Origin of the sequence: Photobacterium sp. GB-50, assembly GCF_003026755.1 — a bacterium.
Classification (GTDB): Bacteria; Pseudomonadota; Gammaproteobacteria; order Enterobacterales; family Vibrionaceae; genus Photobacterium.
Genome location: NZ_PYNX01000021.1, coordinates 35458 through 50877 on the forward strand (window position 1 = coordinate 35458; position 15420 = coordinate 50877).

A 15420-nucleotide genomic window follows, 5' to 3' on the forward strand; every position below is an offset into this window, starting at 1 on the left:
TAAGATCCCCGCTTCTGCGGGGATCTTTATAATAACCGTTCAATTTTATTTTGCGCCTAGCGCACCTTCTTTTACTTCAAGGAGCTGACTTTCGTGAAAAGTTTTTTCTCGGCCAACAGCCTAACTCGACTACTTATCATTACTCTTCTCGCGCTAACAACAGCTTCTTGTGGCTTCCACCTTCGCGGTAATTACATGCTTCCTGACGGTATTGCTAAACTATCATTAACCAGTTTTGACCCTTACGGTCAGCTAACCCGTATGGTTAGATACCAATTTAAACTCCATGGTATTAGCGAAGTTGCACCTGCGAAAAATGTGCCGAACCTAAATATAAACAGTGAGTCTCAAGGTGAGCGCACTTTATCGATTTATCAAAACAACGGTAAAGCGGAATACGATTTAACCTTAACGGTTAATTACTCAGTCACTATCCCTAATCAAGGTCAGCAAACGTATACCACCAAAGTGACTCGTACGTTCCTTGATAACCCATTAACAGCATTAGCGAAGTCTGTTGAGCAAGATGAATTGGTTAACGTTATGCGTGAACAAGCCGCGCAACAAATTATGCGTAAATTAGCGCGTCTAACCGCCGTATTTAATAAGATTGAAGAAGATAAATTAGACTCTCAATTAAAAGAAATTCTTAACGAAGAAGATAAAAAAGAATCTTCAGATGAGACAGGTAAAACGATTATTACAACGTTACCTGCTAAGCAGTCAAATACAGTTATTGAGCATGATAGTCATAACGCGCAATGAGAGTTTATCCTGAACAACTGACGCAGCAACTCAATAAGGGCCTGCGTCAGGCTTACCTTTTATTTGGTAATGAGCCACTACTTAAACAAGAATGTGGTGACAATATTAAGCAACTTGCTCAACAGCAAGGCTTTCTTGAGCGCCACCGTTTTACCATTGATAACCAGTTAGATTGGAATCAAGTTCTCGATTGCTGCCAAGCCATGAGCTTATTCTCAGCCCAGCAAATCATTGAATTAGAATTTCCAGAAACAGGGCTTAATGCTAACCAAGCAAAAGCCTTGTTAGAGATTGTTGCACACTTAAACCCTGACATTCTTTTATTACTGACAGGCCCTTATTTAAATAAGAAGCAAGAAGCGACAAAGTGGTTTAAAGCACTTGATAGCTTAGGCTTATATGTGCCATGTAATACCCCCGACGCTAAACAAATGCCGCGCTTTATTCAAACCCGCTGTCGAATGCTCGGTTTAAAGCCAGATCATGAATCGGTACAAATGCTAGCGCAATGGCATGAAGGTAATTTACTGGCGTTAGCACAAAGCTTACATAAGCTGGTTTTACTTTATCCTGATGGTGAACTAACCATTATTCGCCTACAAGAAGCATTAAGTCGCCATAATCACTATACCCCTTTCCAATTGGTTGATGCGGTATTAGCAGGACAGGCAAAACGCAGCCAACGCGTGCTTCGTCAATTGCAAGGTGAGGGAGTTGAAGCCACGATCTTATTACGTACCTTGCAACGAGAGTTAACCCAGCTCTATAAGATGCAAGAGATGGGGAAAAAAGGGACACCACTTAATATCATTTTTGAGCAATTTAGAGTGTGGCAAAACCGCCGTGAAATTTATATTGGTGCACTTCATCGCTTACCGTTGTCGCGTTTAGTAAAGATCATTCGGCAATTAACTCAACTTGAAATCCAGGTTAAAACTGATTACGACACCACACCATGGCCAGCCCTTAGTGCCCTGTGTGCTGAAATCTGCGGCTTAGAAACTCACTTACAACACACATAATTCTATATAAATACGGTCTTCAGTCATTGTTGACCGTTTTTTTTATAAAACTAACCTTAAGCGGTCGAAAAATCACCGTCTGAACCATGTCCTTTTATCGCTGTCAGATAAGAGCGTGGTATACTTCCGATCTTATTACGGTCGCAACCTTTTTACCTATCCTAGCCAGTAGTAAAATAGATCATAACGACTAAACATTTATTAAACGCTTATTGAGGGAATCCCTTTGCAAGTTCAAGAACTACACGATTTCATTGTTGATAAAATTGACGACATTAAAGCACAAGACATCGTAACAATTGATGTTCGTGGTAAATCAAGCATCACAGATGTAATGGTTATCTGTACTGGTACTTCAAACCGTCACGTGAGCTCTATTGCTGATCACGTAAACAAAGAATCAAAGTTAATTGACTTCCCTCCATTTGGTATTAGTGGCGAAGAAGAAGGCCAATGGGTGATTGTTGATATGGGTAACGTAATGCTACATATCATGCAAGAAGATGCTCGCCAAGTATACCAACTGGAGAAGCTTTGGAGCTAAGTGAGTCATGAAGCTTCAATTAATTGCTGTTGGCACAAAAATGCCTAAATGGGTTGAGGAAGGCTATAAAGAATATAGCCGCCGTTTCCCTAAAGATATGCCTCTGGAATTGATTGAGATCCCAGCAGGTAAGCGCGGAAAAAATGCAGACATTGCTCGTATCCTTCAAAAAGAAGGTGAAGCGATGTTAGCTGCCGTTGCTAAGGGTAACCGAATTGTTACTCTAGATATTCCTGGCAAACGCTGGGATACCGAGCAACTAGCAGGTCAGCTAGAAGCTTGGAAACTTGATGGTCGCGACGTCTCAATTTTAATTGGCGGACCTGAAGGCCTTTCACCAGCCTGTAAAGCAGCTGCAGAGCAAAGCTGGTCACTATCACCATTAACACTTCCGCACCCGTTAGTGCGTGTCGTTATGGCAGAAAGTTTATACCGTGCATGGAGCATCACGGCTAACCATCCGTACCACAGGGAATAACCATCGATGAGACAAAAGCGAACCCAGATCCGCGACCATCGCGCTGAGTCGGCGCTGTTTTTCCGCCGAGCTCTTGTCTCATTTATTGGAATTATCATTCTGGTCAGTGTCTTATTGTTCAATCTCTTTAATATTCAGGTTGAACAACACCAAGACTATAAGACCCGTTCTAATGACAATCGAATCAAAATTGTTCCTGTCGCACCTAATCGCGGTCTTATTTATGACCGCAACGGTGTGCTTCTGGCTGAAAATCGACCGATCTATAACCTTGAAGTCACTATAGAGAAAGTACCAGACATGGAACAAACCTATGAGGATTTAAAATCAGTATTAGGTCTAACCGATGAAAACATTGAGCAATTTAAAAAAGAGCGTCGCCGTACTCGCCGTTTTAAATCAGTGCCGATCCTTGAGGGATTAAACGAACAGCAAGTTGCTTTGTTTGCCGTTAACCAACATAAATTCCCAGGCGTTGAAGTTAAAGCCTATTTAAAACGTTACTATCCATATGGTGATTCGCTCACGCACGTCTTAGGTTATGTCGCGAAAATTAACGATCGTGACCTTAAAAAACTCGATAAAGCGGAAAAACTCAGTAACTACAAAGCCACACGCGATATCGGTAAATTGGGTATCGAACGTTATTACGAAGATCTACTACATGGAACTTCAGGCTACCAAGAAGTCGAAGTTAACAGCCGTGGACGTATTATTCGTACCCTTAAGTACGTGCCTCCTATCCCTGGCAAAGATATTGCGTTAAATATTGATCTTCAGCTTCAGCTTTATGTACAAGAACTACTGACTGAACGTAAGATCGATCCTAAAACGGGTGAAGAGATCATTAAACACAAGCGTGGCTCTGTCGTAGTGTTAGATCCAAAAGACGATGCTATTCTCGCCATGGTTTCTAGCCCAAGTTACGATCCCAATTTATTTGTTCGTGGGATTTCCAGTAAAAAATATCGCGAATTATTAAATAATCCTGATCGCCCATTAGTTAACCGTGTCACGCTTGGCATTTATCCACCAGCATCGACGGTAAAACCGTTAATTGCAGTCGCTGCATTAACAGAAGGTGTGATCACGCCAAAAACCACCCGTAACGATCCCGGTTGGTGGCAGATCCCTAACACGACTAGCCGTAAATTCCGTGACTGGCTACGTTGGGGACATGGACGCGTCAACATTTATAAAGCCATTGAAGAGTCAGTAGATACTTACTTTTACCAAGTCGCCTACGATATGGGGATCGATAGACTTTCAACCTGGATGAATAAATTTGGTTATGGCGTCTATACCGGTATCGATATTCACGAAGAAAGTAAGGCCAACATGCCAACACGTGAGTGGAAACAAGCACGCCATAAACGTCCTTGGTATCAAGGGGACACCATTCCTGTCGGAATTGGGCAAGGCTATTGGACAGCAACACCATTACAAATAGCAAAAGCGACATCTGTACTGGTCAATAACGGTGTAGTTCATCGCCCTCATCTTCTAAAAGATGTTATTGACGAAGAAACAGTTAAACCAGCTGAATTTAAAGATTTCCCACCGATAACAGGCGTGACACCTGAAACATGGGAGATTGCTCGTGAAGGTATGCATCGTGTGCTTTATGGCAATCGTGGTACAGCACGTAAAGCATTTTATGATACGCCATATGAAGCGGGCGGAAAGTCAGGCTCAGCACAGGTATTCGGTTTGGCTGAAAACCAAAAATATAATGCTGATGAACTTGAAGAGCGTCTACGTGACCATGCGTTATTTACTGCATTTGCGCCATTTGATAAACCTGAAGTCGTCGTTGCTATGGTATTAGAAAATGCCGGTGGTGGCTCGAGTAATGGTGGGCCAATTGCACGTCAAATTTTTGATCATATGTTAATTAAACCAATCGCTGACAGCGATCTTAAATCAAAGCCTGAACTCACTGCAACACAACCAACAGAGGTACAATAATGAGTATTATGGCGGCAACCGGTACCAAGCGAACGTTAACTGATCGCTTACATATCGATATGCCACTATTACTAGGGATCCTTGCCTTAATGGGATTTGCCCTTATCATCATGTGGAGCGCAAGCGGACAAAACATTGCTATGATGGAACGCCAGGCAATGCGCATGCTGATGTCACTAGGGATCATGGTTTTACTCGCGCAAATTGCACCACGCCATTACGAAGCATGGGCACCTTACCTCTTTGGTATTGGCTTACTGCTGTTATTCAGTGTATTAGCTTTTGGTGAAGTATCAAAAGGTGCTCAACGTTGGTTAAATTTAGGTTTTGTTCGCTTTCAGCCATCAGAACTATTAAAACTCGCTGTACCTTTGATGGTGGCAAGATTCATTGGTAATCGTCCCTTACCGCCATCGATGCGTAATATCTTTGTTGCCTTAGTATTAATCTTCACACCGACCATCTTAATTGCTAAACAACCCGACCTTGGAACCTCCATTTTGGTGGCTGCATCAGGTATCTTTGTTCTGTTTCTGTCAGGAATGAGCTGGAGACTGATTATCGGGGCGTTAGTATTACTCGGTGCGTTTATTCCTGTGTTATGGTTCTTCCTTATGCACGACTACCAGCGAACACGAGTGTTGACTTTGTTTAATCCAGAGTCTGATCCGCTTGGTGCAGGATATCATATTATCCAATCCAAAATCGCGATTGGCTCTGGTGGAATAAGCGGTAAGGGTTGGCTCCATGGTACTCAATCACAGCTTGAATTTGTTCCAGAGCGACATACCGACTTCATTTTTGCTGTAATTGCAGAGGAATGGGGATTAACCGGTGTGATTGGTTTACTAACAATGTACCTGTTCATATTAGGACGAGGTTTATGGTTAGCCAGCCAAGCACAAACTGCATTTGGGCGTATGATGGCTGGTAGTATTGTATTAAGTTTCTTTGTTTATGTTTTTGTAAATATCGGCATGGTAAGTGGCATTCTGCCTGTGGTGGGTGTTCCACTTCCTTTGGTGAGCTACGGCGGCACATCCATGATGACCCTACTAGCTGGCTTCGGTATTTTGATGTCTATCCACACTCACAGAAAAATGTTGTCTAAGGCGACCTAAATGCGTTCACTTTTTTTATTGTTCTTTGTTCTACTTGCAGGATGTAGCTCCGCGCCAGATAAACCTCAACAGGCAGAGACAAAAGCAGATCAAGCCACACCCGGTTTACTGTTTAAACCCAATACTCCAACCAATGATGATCCCAACGCGGGCCGTTATTCATTAAAAGATGACCGTGCACCAAAGGTTGTACCTGATTTTAGTAAAGTGCCGCCAGTGGTACCGCATTATGAACCTTATAGCCGTGGTGGTAATAAAGACTACACATTACGTGGTAAACGCTACCATATTATAAAAAACACCAAAGGTTACACCGAGACAGGCTACGCTTCTTGGTACGGTGAAAAGTTCCACGGACACAAAACCTCTAATGGTGAAACGTACAATATGTTTGCTATGACAGCGGCACATAAAACCTTACCGCTTCCGAGTTTTGTACGCGTAACCAATACCCTTAATGGTAAATCGACCATCGTTCGAGTGAACGACCGTGGTCCATTCCATGACGGTCGTATCATCGATTTAAGCATGGCAGCTGCCGCAAAAATTGGCGTCATTAGTCTTGGCACAGCCCCAGTTAAGATAGAAGTGATAAATGTACCCAAGCCGACAAATAAAAGTACGATGAAGAACTCTCCAATTCCTCATCACTATTTTGTCCAATTGGCGGCGGTAAATAGCTTAGCAAAAGCCGAAGAGATGAAAAAAGAGCTAAAGCGTAACTTCAATACCGATATTGATATCGAAAAAATTGAGAGTCGTGCGGTATATCGTGTGCGCTTAGGCCCCTATATGGATCACCGAGATGCTGAAATACAACTTAGTAAAGTAAAATCTCATCACTATCCAAAAGCATTTATAACCACTGTTAATAGATAATGGGAACCTAATCAACATTTAGGACTCATAACATCGGCTTGTATGTTTACTCGTTTAACGTAATGAACATACAAGCTTTATTTTGTTCACAACAATGAGGTAATCACCAATCTTTGCGCACATTACGTCCGCTTAATGTCAATAATTGGGATTCTCCCCCCATTCAACTGATAGGTAAGGCGTTATCTGCTATAGTGAACGTCATTTCTTGTCTTAGATAAACTAAAGTTATAATAATCATGAAGAAAACAGCTGCGCTTTTCCGTTCTGTCGCCATCTCAGCCACTTTGCTGGCTTCAGCTACTGTTGCTGCATCACCAGCAGTCGTACCTGAAGCTCCACAAATTGCGGCAAAAGGCTATATCCTCGTCGACTATAACTCAGGTAAAATCCTTGCCGGTCATAATGAATATGAAAAATTAGCGCCTGCTAGTTTGACAAAAATGATGACCAGTTACGTTATCGGTCAAGAAATTAAAAACGGTAACATCTCACCAGATGACACTGTTGTTATCAGTAAAAATGCATGGGCGAAAAATTTCCCAGGCTCATCTAAAATGTTCCTTGAGGTCGGTAAAAGCGTAAAAGTTTCTGACTTAAACCGCGGTATTATCGTAGATTCTGGTAACGATGCCTGTGTCGCAATGGCTGAGCACGTTGCTGGCTCTCAAGAGTCTTTTGTTGATTTAATGAATGGCTGGGCTAAAAATCTTGGCATGAAATCAACACACTTTGCAAATGTTCATGGCCTAGATCGCCCCGATCTATACACAACACCTTACGATCTTTCAATTCTAGCGCGCTCACTCATCCGTGACTTGCCTAATGAATTTAAAATCTACTCAGAAAAATCATTTACTTACAACGGCATCACCCAATACAACCGTAATGGTCTACTTTGGGATAAGAGCATGCACGTTGACGGTCTAAAAACAGGCCATACAGATAACGCAGGTTACAGCCTCGTAAGTACTGCCACAGAAGGCAATATGCGCCTGATCTCTGTTGTGATGGGCACTGCAAGTAAAAACGCTCGCCTTGCTGAGAGCAAAAAGCTACTGAACTTTGGTTTCCGTTTCTACGAAACACTTTCACCAAACAAAAAAGATCAAACCATTGAAACTGAAAAAGTTTGGATGGGTGACACTGATACAGTAAACCTAGGTGTGGCTGAAAACACCTACGTAACATTACCTCGTAGCCAAGCTAAAGATCTGAAAGCTAGCTTTGTGCTAACTAAAGAGCTAAAGGCGCCAATCACCAAAGGTGAAGTTGTCGGTAAATTAACTTACCGTGTTGGCGATCAAGACGTTGCTGAATACCCTCTTGTGGCATTAAACGATGTAAAAGAAGGTAGCCTATTTAGCCGTATGGTCGACTACGTAATGATGCTAGTACAAAGTTGGTTTAAGTAATTTAAACCATCGACTTCATCAACGACTAAGGGGCAACTTCGGTTGCCTCTTTGTTTTCATTACTGAATACAAACATTACCTCCTATATTCCCTATCCTCTTCATCCTTCCCTTGTTTTACAATCACTGACACATTAAGATGCCTGCAATACACTACTATTAACCATAATAGTAATGATGAAAGACACATTGAAAGCGAACTTTGGAGTTCTATATGCAAGAACAAGAGCAACCAAAACTAAAAGATCTACTGGAATTCCCTTGTATCTTTACTTTTAAAGTAATGGGCGAAAACAAGCCAGAATTGCCAGATCGTGTGGTTGAAGTTATTCAGAGTATTATCCCTGGTGATTACACTCCAACAACAAAACCAAGTAGCAAAGGAACATACACTGCAGTTTCTGTTGCTGTAAACGCGACCAATGTTGAACAAATTGAAACCTTATACAAAGAGTTAGGTTCAATTGATATTGTTCGTGTAGTGTTATAAGCACTATTTTTCAGGCGGTTATAATACCGCCTGTCTTCTATTCTCTTTACCTTTCTTATAATCCTCATTTATTATCCATAACTCCTTCATCAGTCGTTAACATTACATCCACAACAAGTTTAGGTATAATGCCTCGACCTAGCCTTCTTTATGATTGGCATCTTAATTATTATCTGGGTAGTACATTGCAAACAGCTCTTATTATTAAAAACCTTGGCCGTTGCGATTACCAAGCGACGTACGATGCCATGCATGAGTTCACCAATAATCGAACTGAAGACTCCGCAGATGAAATCTGGCTGGTTGAACATTCACCTGTTTTCACTCAAGGACAGGCAGGCAAAGTCGAACACTTGCTCAACACAGGCGATATCCCTGTTGTTCAAAGTGACCGTGGCGGTCAAGTAACCTATCATGGTCCTGGACAACAAGTGGCTTATATCTTGATCGACTTGCGCCGTAAAAAATTAGGTGTACGTGAATTAGTTACGCACATCGAAAATACAGTAATCAATACTTTATCCCGCTTTGGGATTAGCTCTAACGCTCGCCCTGATGCGCCTGGTGTGTATGTGAATAACCAAAAAATATGCTCATTAGGATTACGGATCAGACGTGGGTGCTCTTTTCACGGTCTGGCACTCAATATAAATATGGATCTGGCGCCTTTTCTTCGTATTAATCCTTGCGGTTATGCTGGAATGGAAATGACACAAACAGCGTCATTAAATGGCCCAACTGAACTGACGGAAGTTCAGCCTGTACTCGTTGAAGAATTAACTAAATTACTCGATTATCCGAAAATCGAGTGGATGACGGAAAGCAATCAACCATGAGTAAACCAATTAAAATTGAACAAGGCGTCAAATATCGCGATGCCGATAAAATGGCATTGATCCCAGTTCGTAACGTTGCGAATGAAGATGCGCCAAAAGAAGTATTACGTAAACCTGAATGGATGAAAATCAAGCTACCGTCTGATAGTAAGCGTATTCAGGAAATCAAATCTGCCCTACGTAAAAACAAACTTCACTCAGTTTGTGAAGAGGCTTCTTGCCCGAATTTAGCCGAATGTTTTAACCACGGTACAGCCACCTTTATGATCTTAGGTGCCATTTGTACCCGTCGTTGCCCATTCTGTGATGTTGCTCATGGTCGTCCTCTACCACCGAATGCTGAAGAGCCTGCGCATTTAGCACAGACAATCGCAGATATGAAGCTACGTTATGTGGTTGTCACCTCTGTTGACCGTGACGATCTACGTGATGGTGGCGCACAACATTTCGTTGACTGTATTACTGAGATTAGAGCCAAAAACCCAAGCATTCATATTGAAACATTAGTGCCTGATTTCCGTGGCCGTATGGACCGTGCACTAGAAATCTTCCGTGATACTGCACCTAATGTTTTTAACCACAACTTAGAAACTGCACCACGCCTGTACCGTAAAGCTCGCCCAGGTGCTAACTACCAGTGGTCACTAGATTTATTGAAAAAATTCAAAGAGCTTCATCCTGATGTACCGACTAAATCGGGTGTAATGATGGGCTTAGGTGAAACCAAAGAAGAAATCATTCAAGTATTAAAAGATCTTCGTGCTCATGGCGTTACCATGCTGACACTGGGTCAATATTTAGCACCAAGCCGTCACCACTTACCGGTTGAGCGTTATGTTCCGCCAGAAGAGTTTGATGAACTTAAAGCAATCGCTCTCGATCTTGGCTTTACGCACGCGGCATGTGGGCCATTTGTGCGATCGTCGTACCACGCCGATCTACAAGCACAAGGTGTAGAGATTAAATAATATCTCGACATTTTTGGCAGTAAGATAAAAATTAAATATAAAAAAACCGCTTTAACTAAAGCGGTTTTTTTTATGACAGAAATAACGAATTATTTCTGGAAACTTGCAGCAAAAGCGGGAGCCGCTGATTCTAAAATTTCACCGGTCACTGGCTTACCATCATTGTCAGTAATATTAATTGACGTACGATTACCAAGATCACCAACTAAAATACGGTACTTATCATCCGTTAATTTCATTGGTTTAGTCCCTAGTTTTTGCCAGAACTCATCATTAGGCTCACGGTACTTAACATCAATCAAACCTTGTGAACGGTTACGATCTTCAACAGTAAAGCCAAGTTTTTCTAACGCTTTCGGTAAACGTTCCCACATATCATTATAAGAGGCACGAGCAATAAGCACAGGGAAACCGCTGCGATCCATTCCCATTGAAATAGGGATATTTTTCAGCTGCTCAGCCGCTGCTAAACGTGCTTGCTCACGAATAGTCTCATCGTATTTCGACATCACCAAGTTAGTCATCAAAATGCTGTAACGACGTTTATTATTCGCCGTAACAGGCATCGTTTTACCATCTTCACGCCAATCCGTTAAGATAATGCGGTAACTATTCGTCGCTGGTGATTTCTCAATACTATAGCGACTGCTCACTTCATGATCTTCATCTTCATTTGTCCAGCTTACCCAATCAGTATCAATACGATCAGCGCTTTGCTTTGCAATTCCAATGTTATTTTTACTGATCAAATTTTGGGTAACTTGCCATAGTTTGGTTAAATCAGAAGTTCGAGGAAGTTGAACTGTTACACCATCTTGGTCCACGTTAGAGCGCATACCAGGGATCAGATTAAGAACCTGTTGCGGTGGGCGAATATCAACGCTAGCACCAACATCACCAGAAAATGCCTTACTCGGAATCGCGTAACTGGCATTACTAAAAGGCATAGCCCCTGACGGCAACGTCCATGATTCTAAGGGGTGAGTATCAAGATAGTTAAAATCTTGATTAGCTTGACGACGAGCCTCTGGCCCACCGGAACAAGCAGACAAACTGGTTACCACGAATGCAGCTAGTGCTAGTCGATATTTATAATTCATTTATGCTCCTGCGCTCCTACGCTTGTGCAACTTAAAGCACACCGGCATCCAAAAGAGCCTGTTTAACAACCGGTTGCTGTGACTCGCTTAATACAGTTAGCGGAAGTCGTAATTCACCATTATCAATCAAACCTAACTGATGAGCGGCCCATTTCACTGGAATAGGGTTAGCTTCAACAAACAGATGACTGTGTAATGGCATTAAACGCTGATTAATTTCTCGTGCAGCGTCAATTTGGCCACTTAATGCGAGTGTAAACATTTGAGCCATATCTGCAGCGGCAATATTTGCCGTAACAGAAATAACACCGTGACCACCTTCAGCGACAAAATCTACGGCTGTCGCGTCATCACCGCTTAATTGGATGAAATCTTCGCCACAAAGTTCCCGTGTTTTTTTCACACGAGATAAATCAGCTGTCGCATCTTTAATACCAATAATATTATCAATTTTAGCTAAACGTGCGACAGTTTCAGGTAATAAGTCTACCGCAGTTCGTCCTGGTACATTGTAAAGAATTTGCGGAATATCTGTTGCTTCAGCAATAGCTTTATAATGTTGGAATAAACCTTCTTGGGTTGGTTTATTATAGTACGGTGTCACACTTAAACATGCTGCTACACCCGTGCCAGAAAAAAGCTTGGTAATAGTGATGGCTTCATGCGTCGCATTTGCGCCTGTACCTGCAATAACAGGAACTCGTCCATCAACATATTCCAATGTTTTTAAAACAACCTTGATATGCTCATCAACGGTAAGTGTTGCAGACTCTCCCGTGGTACCCACGGCAATAATCGCATTTGTTCCTGCGTTAATATGATAATCCACCAGCGTTTTCAAACCGACGTAATCTACTTCGCCTGCTGAATCTAGTGGAGTTAATAGCGCAACCATGCTTCCTTTAAACATGTCCATCCCCCTCTTCTTATATATCCAAACGGCTTTCTCACCATTACCTTATGGGGCTGTATGCTAAAACCGTTAGGGTATAACTTTGTCATGGTACTTTTGAGTGACTATAAACTCAAGCAAAGGCTGATTGAAAACAGTGAACTAACAGGCTTTATCATCTTCTTTCATCACAATTTTGTACTTTGAAACTCAAATATCAATAAACCCAATCATGTTTCTCTTTTTTTGCTTAAAAATCAGTCAAATTTGATCTCAACAGCAATGACTATTGTCATTAAATTTGCCATCGTATCAATAGCAGTCTGTGCTAACATGTTTAAATTATAATTTTACAATGAAGACCAATATGGAACACTACCTTGTCATCACTGCTGTAGGTACTGATCGCCCAGGTATCTCTGATGAAATCACCCACCTTGTGACTCAATGTGGCTGTAATATCGTAGATAGCCGCATAGCCCTGTTTGGTTCTGAGTTTACCTTGATCATGCTGTTATCAGGTAATAACAATGCAATATCTCGAATTGAATCGACCTTGCCATTAAAAGGGCAAGAGCATGATCTTATTACTGTTATAAAACGTACGAGTAAACACCAACAACGTTTTTTCCCTTATACCGCTGATTTCCATGTCGAAGCTAATGATAGTCCAGGTTTAATTAAGCAATTTACTCACTTTATGGCGAGCCGACACATCGATATTTCGACGCTTAGTGCCAATACCGTTGAAAGCCAAACTGTGGAAACAATGAATAAACTTATTTTGCAAATTAGCACAAATTTACCTGAAGACTGTAATCTGATGACGCTGCAAGAGGAATTTGAAACCTTGTGCCATAGCTTATCAGCAAAAGGGTCTGTGAATTTTATTAGTCATAAAAATTAACGAAAGCAAAAATAATAAGACTTTCATTATCAGCCTCATGTTCGTTCAACATGCAATGCATCGAGATACGATAACTAAAAGGATATTATACTTATGAATACGCTCACAGCAGGCATGCCTGCACCTGATTTTACTTTAATGAATCAAGATAACGAGCCTGTTAGTCTCAGTGATTTTAAAGGTAAGAAAGTACTTGCTTACTTTTACCCTAAAGCAATGACCCCTGGTTGTACGGTACAGGCATGTGGACTGCGTGACAGCAAAGCCGAGCTTGATGAAAAAAATGTAGTCGTACTGGGTATTAGTATTGATGCGGTAAAACGTCTACCAAAATTTATCGAACGCGATAACCTAAACTTCACCCTTTTATCTGATGAAGATCATGCCGTCGCTGATCAGTTCGGTGTTTGGGGACTGAAGAAATTTATGGGCAAAGAATATGACGGCTTACACCGCATCAGCTTTTTAATTGATGAAAACGGTATGATTGAGCACGTATTTAATAAGTTTAAAACAAAAGATCACCACCAAGTGGTACTTGATTATTTAAATCAATGATCGCTTAGGTTTTAATTAGATATAAAAAAGGCCGTTTTCACGGCCTTTTTACTACACTTTTTCTGACACATCGGAGGATGATAAATTATTATCGCTCGCAGGTAATGCTCCCCACACGGCTTTAACTAATGTCGCTAATGGGATAGCAAAAAATACTCCCCAAAATCCCCATAAACCGCCAAAAAACAACACAGCAACAATAATTGCGACAGGGTGTAGATTTACCGCTTCAGAAAATAGAATAGGTACTAATACATTGCCATCTAACATTTGAATAATACCATATGCCAGTAATAGCCACCAAAAATCTGACGTCCATCCCCACTGGAATAATCCAACCATAGCAACAGGAACCGTTACAGCAGCCGCGCCAATGTAAGGTATTAGAACAGAAAGCCCGACTAATACACCTAATAGTACGGCGTAGCGTAAATCCATAACTTCAAAAGTGATATAACTTGCAATGCCAACAATAATAATTTCAGTGACTTTACCGCGAATATAATTAGAGATCTGCTGATTCATCTCGCTGCCAACTTTGCTGGCTAAACGACGATTTTGAGGCAAAATGTTTAATAACGTGCGCAACATTTCGTCTTTATCTTTAAGTAAAAAGAAAACAAGCAATGGCACTAAGATCAGATATACCCCGATTGTTGCTAAACTGACTAATGATGCCAGTGAGCCTTTTACAACACTTTCGCCCAGTCCTAATACCTTCTCACGCAGTGTATTCATGAAATCAACCACTTGAGCCGGTTGAACAAAATCAGGGTAGCGTTCCGGTAAGCTAGATACATAGATTTGAAGATCGTTAAACATCTTCGGCACATCAGCACTTAAATTGGTAATTTGATGCCAAATCGTCGGCACTAAACCAAATAAAGCAAGCACCATTAACCCTGCAAAGACCAATAGTACGATAGCGACTGAAAGGGTTCTTGGCATCCCTAGTTTATGTAACCTTGCTACTGGCCACTCTAATAAATAAGCCAAAACAATGGCGACTAATAACGGCGTAATTAAACTGCCAAAAAAGTAAATAGTAAGAAAGCCGCCGAGAAGAATAACAACAAGGCTTACAGCGTGGGGGTCTGAAAATCGACGCTGATACCAGCGATTTAGCATGCGTAACATGTTGATTTCTATCCTTTTTCCACCATTATGATTAGTTGGGCATTATCATCAACTAAAATATCGGTAACATATCCATTATTATGCAAGAAACGAGGGATATCACTTCTTGCGCCGCTGTCTGAAATTCGTATTTCTAACCCTTGATAGGGAAGAAGTGTTGCGCATTTAGCTAACAATAAAGCCAGCGGACAACGTTCGGCCATTAGATCAAGTGATATAATTTCCATTTCATTTAAGTGACAGGTATTTTGTATTGCCGTATTGTAACCTCAGCACATATAAGATGCGAGATATCGAAAGGACATGAATCACATTAACGAACCTCTAAAGTATTTCGGTGT

17 protein-coding genes are annotated in these 15420 nt (G+C 41.4%); 13 read left to right on the forward strand and 4 right to left on the reverse strand.

The window, feature by feature from the left end:
• Window positions 1-93 precede the first annotated feature (93 nt).
• From lptE to lipA, 11 genes are all read left to right on the forward strand, one after another.
• Entirely contained in the window at window positions 94-765 is a 672-nt protein-coding gene (gene lptE / locus C9J41_RS18630) for an LPS assembly lipoprotein LptE (RefSeq protein WP_105060815.1), read from the forward strand.
• Window positions 762-1787, forward strand: a complete 1026-nt coding sequence (gene holA / locus C9J41_RS18635; RefSeq protein WP_107205369.1) for a DNA polymerase III subunit delta — start codon at window positions 762-764, stop codon at window positions 1785-1787. The genes lptE and holA overlap by 4 nt, the downstream gene beginning before the upstream one ends.
• A 226-nt stretch (window positions 1788-2013) precedes the next feature.
• A complete protein-coding gene (gene rsfS, locus C9J41_RS18640; RefSeq protein WP_005363382.1) occupies window positions 2014-2331 on the forward strand; it encodes a ribosome silencing factor in 318 nt (105 codons plus the stop codon).
• 7 nt (window positions 2332-2338) lie between these two features.
• A complete protein-coding gene (rlmH, locus tag C9J41_RS18645; RefSeq protein ID WP_107294884.1) occupies window positions 2339-2809 on the forward strand; it encodes a 23S rRNA (pseudouridine(1915)-N(3))-methyltransferase RlmH in 471 nt (156 codons plus the stop codon).
• 6 nt (window positions 2810-2815) lie between these two features.
• On the forward strand, window positions 2816-4777 hold the full coding sequence (gene mrdA, locus C9J41_RS18650) for a penicillin-binding protein 2 (protein ID WP_107294885.1): 1962 nt from the start codon (window positions 2816-2818) through the stop codon (window positions 4775-4777).
• A complete protein-coding gene (gene mrdB, locus C9J41_RS18655) occupies window positions 4777-5898 on the forward strand; it encodes a peptidoglycan glycosyltransferase MrdB (protein ID WP_105060818.1) in 1122 nt (373 codons plus the stop codon). The genes mrdA and mrdB overlap by 1 nt, the downstream gene beginning before the upstream one ends.
• Window positions 5899-6777 (forward strand): septal ring lytic transglycosylase RlpA family protein, encoded by an 879-nt coding sequence (locus C9J41_RS18660; protein ID WP_107205367.1) that lies wholly within the window; start codon window positions 5899-5901, stop codon window positions 6775-6777. It abuts the gene before it with no gap.
• A 239-nt stretch (window positions 6778-7016) separates the two neighbouring features.
• The gene (locus C9J41_RS18665) at window positions 7017-8192 is read left to right on the forward strand and encodes a serine hydrolase (RefSeq protein ID WP_107205366.1); all 1176 of its coding nucleotides are present in this window, start codon (window positions 7017-7019) and stop codon (window positions 8190-8192) included.
• A gap of 213 nt (window positions 8193-8405) precedes the next feature.
• Window positions 8406-8681, forward strand: a complete 276-nt coding sequence (ybeD, locus tag C9J41_RS18670) for a DUF493 family protein YbeD (protein WP_105060821.1) — start codon at window positions 8406-8408, stop codon at window positions 8679-8681.
• A gap of 185 nt (window positions 8682-8866) precedes the next feature.
• Window positions 8867-9517 (forward strand): lipoyl(octanoyl) transferase LipB, encoded by a 651-nt coding sequence (lipB, locus tag C9J41_RS18675; RefSeq protein ID WP_107205365.1) that lies wholly within the window; start codon window positions 8867-8869, stop codon window positions 9515-9517.
• Window positions 9514-10485: a lipoyl synthase gene (lipA, locus tag C9J41_RS18680; protein ID WP_107205364.1), complete on the forward strand. Its 972-nt coding sequence runs from the start codon at window positions 9514-9516 to the stop codon at window positions 10483-10485. The genes lipB and lipA overlap by 4 nt, the downstream gene beginning before the upstream one ends.
• An 89-nt stretch (window positions 10486-10574) precedes the next feature.
• On the opposite strand, the gene bamC is transcribed toward lipA, so the two are convergent.
• Both bamC and dapA read right to left on the reverse strand, forming a co-directional pair.
• Window positions 10575-11585 (reverse strand): outer membrane protein assembly factor BamC, encoded by a 1011-nt coding sequence (gene bamC / locus C9J41_RS18685; RefSeq protein ID WP_107294886.1) that lies wholly within the window; start codon window positions 11583-11585, stop codon window positions 10575-10577.
• A 31-nt stretch (window positions 11586-11616) separates the two neighbouring features.
• Window positions 11617-12495, reverse strand: a complete 879-nt coding sequence (gene dapA / locus C9J41_RS18690) for a 4-hydroxy-tetrahydrodipicolinate synthase (RefSeq protein ID WP_107205917.1) — start codon at window positions 12493-12495, stop codon at window positions 11617-11619.
• Window positions 12496-12844: 349 nt separating this feature from the next.
• On the opposite strand from dapA, the gene C9J41_RS18695 reads away from it, so the two are divergent.
• Both C9J41_RS18695 and bcp read left to right on the forward strand, forming a co-directional pair.
• Window positions 12845-13384: a glycine cleavage system protein R gene (locus C9J41_RS18695; RefSeq protein ID WP_107205362.1), complete on the forward strand. Its 540-nt coding sequence runs from the start codon at window positions 12845-12847 to the stop codon at window positions 13382-13384.
• 93 nt (window positions 13385-13477) lie between these two features.
• Window positions 13478-13942, forward strand: a complete 465-nt coding sequence (bcp, locus tag C9J41_RS18700; protein WP_107261813.1) for a thioredoxin-dependent thiol peroxidase — start codon at window positions 13478-13480, stop codon at window positions 13940-13942.
• A gap of 51 nt (window positions 13943-13993) precedes the next feature.
• Here the strand turns inward: bcp and C9J41_RS18705 are convergent, their stop codons facing one another.
• Together C9J41_RS18705 and C9J41_RS18710 are read right to left on the reverse strand one after the other, a co-directional pair.
• Window positions 13994-15079, reverse strand: coding sequence for an AI-2E family transporter (locus tag C9J41_RS18705; RefSeq protein WP_107205360.1), 1086 nt, complete (start codon window positions 15077-15079; stop codon window positions 13994-13996).
• An 8-nt stretch (window positions 15080-15087) separates the two neighbouring features.
• Window positions 15088-15306, reverse strand: coding sequence for a sulfurtransferase TusA family protein (locus tag C9J41_RS18710; RefSeq protein ID WP_107294887.1), 219 nt, complete (start codon window positions 15304-15306; stop codon window positions 15088-15090).
• Window positions 15307-15420: the final 114 nt, after the last annotated feature.

Excerpts from the sequence above, each read along its gene's own strand:
- C9J41_RS18705 (WP_107205360.1), bottom strand. The coding sequence starts at position 15,079 with ATGTTACGCATGCTAAATCGCTGGTATCAGCGTCGATTTTCAGACCCC.
- C9J41_RS18665 (WP_107205366.1), top strand. The coding sequence starts at position 7,017 with ATGAAGAAAACAGCTGCGCTTTTCCGTTCTGTCGCCATCTCAGCCACT.
- holA (WP_107205369.1), top strand. The coding sequence starts at position 762 with ATGAGAGTTTATCCTGAACAACTGACGCAGCAACTCAATAAGGGCCTG.
- mrdA (WP_107294885.1), top strand. The coding sequence starts at position 2,816 with ATGAGACAAAAGCGAACCCAGATCCGCGACCATCGCGCTGAGTCGGCG.
- bcp (WP_107261813.1), top strand. The coding sequence starts at position 13,478 with ATGAATACGCTCACAGCAGGCATGCCTGCACCTGATTTTACTTTAATG.
- C9J41_RS18660 (WP_107205367.1), top strand. The coding sequence starts at position 5,899 with ATGCGTTCACTTTTTTTATTGTTCTTTGTTCTACTTGCAGGATGTAGC.
- rlmH (WP_107294884.1), top strand. The coding sequence starts at position 2,339 with ATGAAGCTTCAATTAATTGCTGTTGGCACAAAAATGCCTAAATGGGTT.
- C9J41_RS18695 (WP_107205362.1), top strand. The coding sequence starts at position 12,845 with ATGGAACACTACCTTGTCATCACTGCTGTAGGTACTGATCGCCCAGGT.
- dapA (WP_107205917.1), bottom strand. The coding sequence starts at position 12,495 with ATGTTTAAAGGAAGCATGGTTGCGCTATTAACTCCACTAGATTCAGCA.
- bamC (WP_107294886.1), bottom strand. The coding sequence starts at position 11,585 with ATGAATTATAAATATCGACTAGCACTAGCTGCATTCGTGGTAACCAGT.
- C9J41_RS18710 (WP_107294887.1), bottom strand. The coding sequence starts at position 15,306 with ATGGAAATTATATCACTTGATCTAATGGCCGAACGTTGTCCGCTGGCT.
- ybeD (WP_105060821.1), top strand. The coding sequence starts at position 8,406 with ATGCAAGAACAAGAGCAACCAAAACTAAAAGATCTACTGGAATTCCCT.
- lipA (WP_107205364.1), top strand. The coding sequence starts at position 9,514 with ATGAGTAAACCAATTAAAATTGAACAAGGCGTCAAATATCGCGATGCC.
- mrdB (WP_105060818.1), top strand. The coding sequence starts at position 4,777 with ATGAGTATTATGGCGGCAACCGGTACCAAGCGAACGTTAACTGATCGC.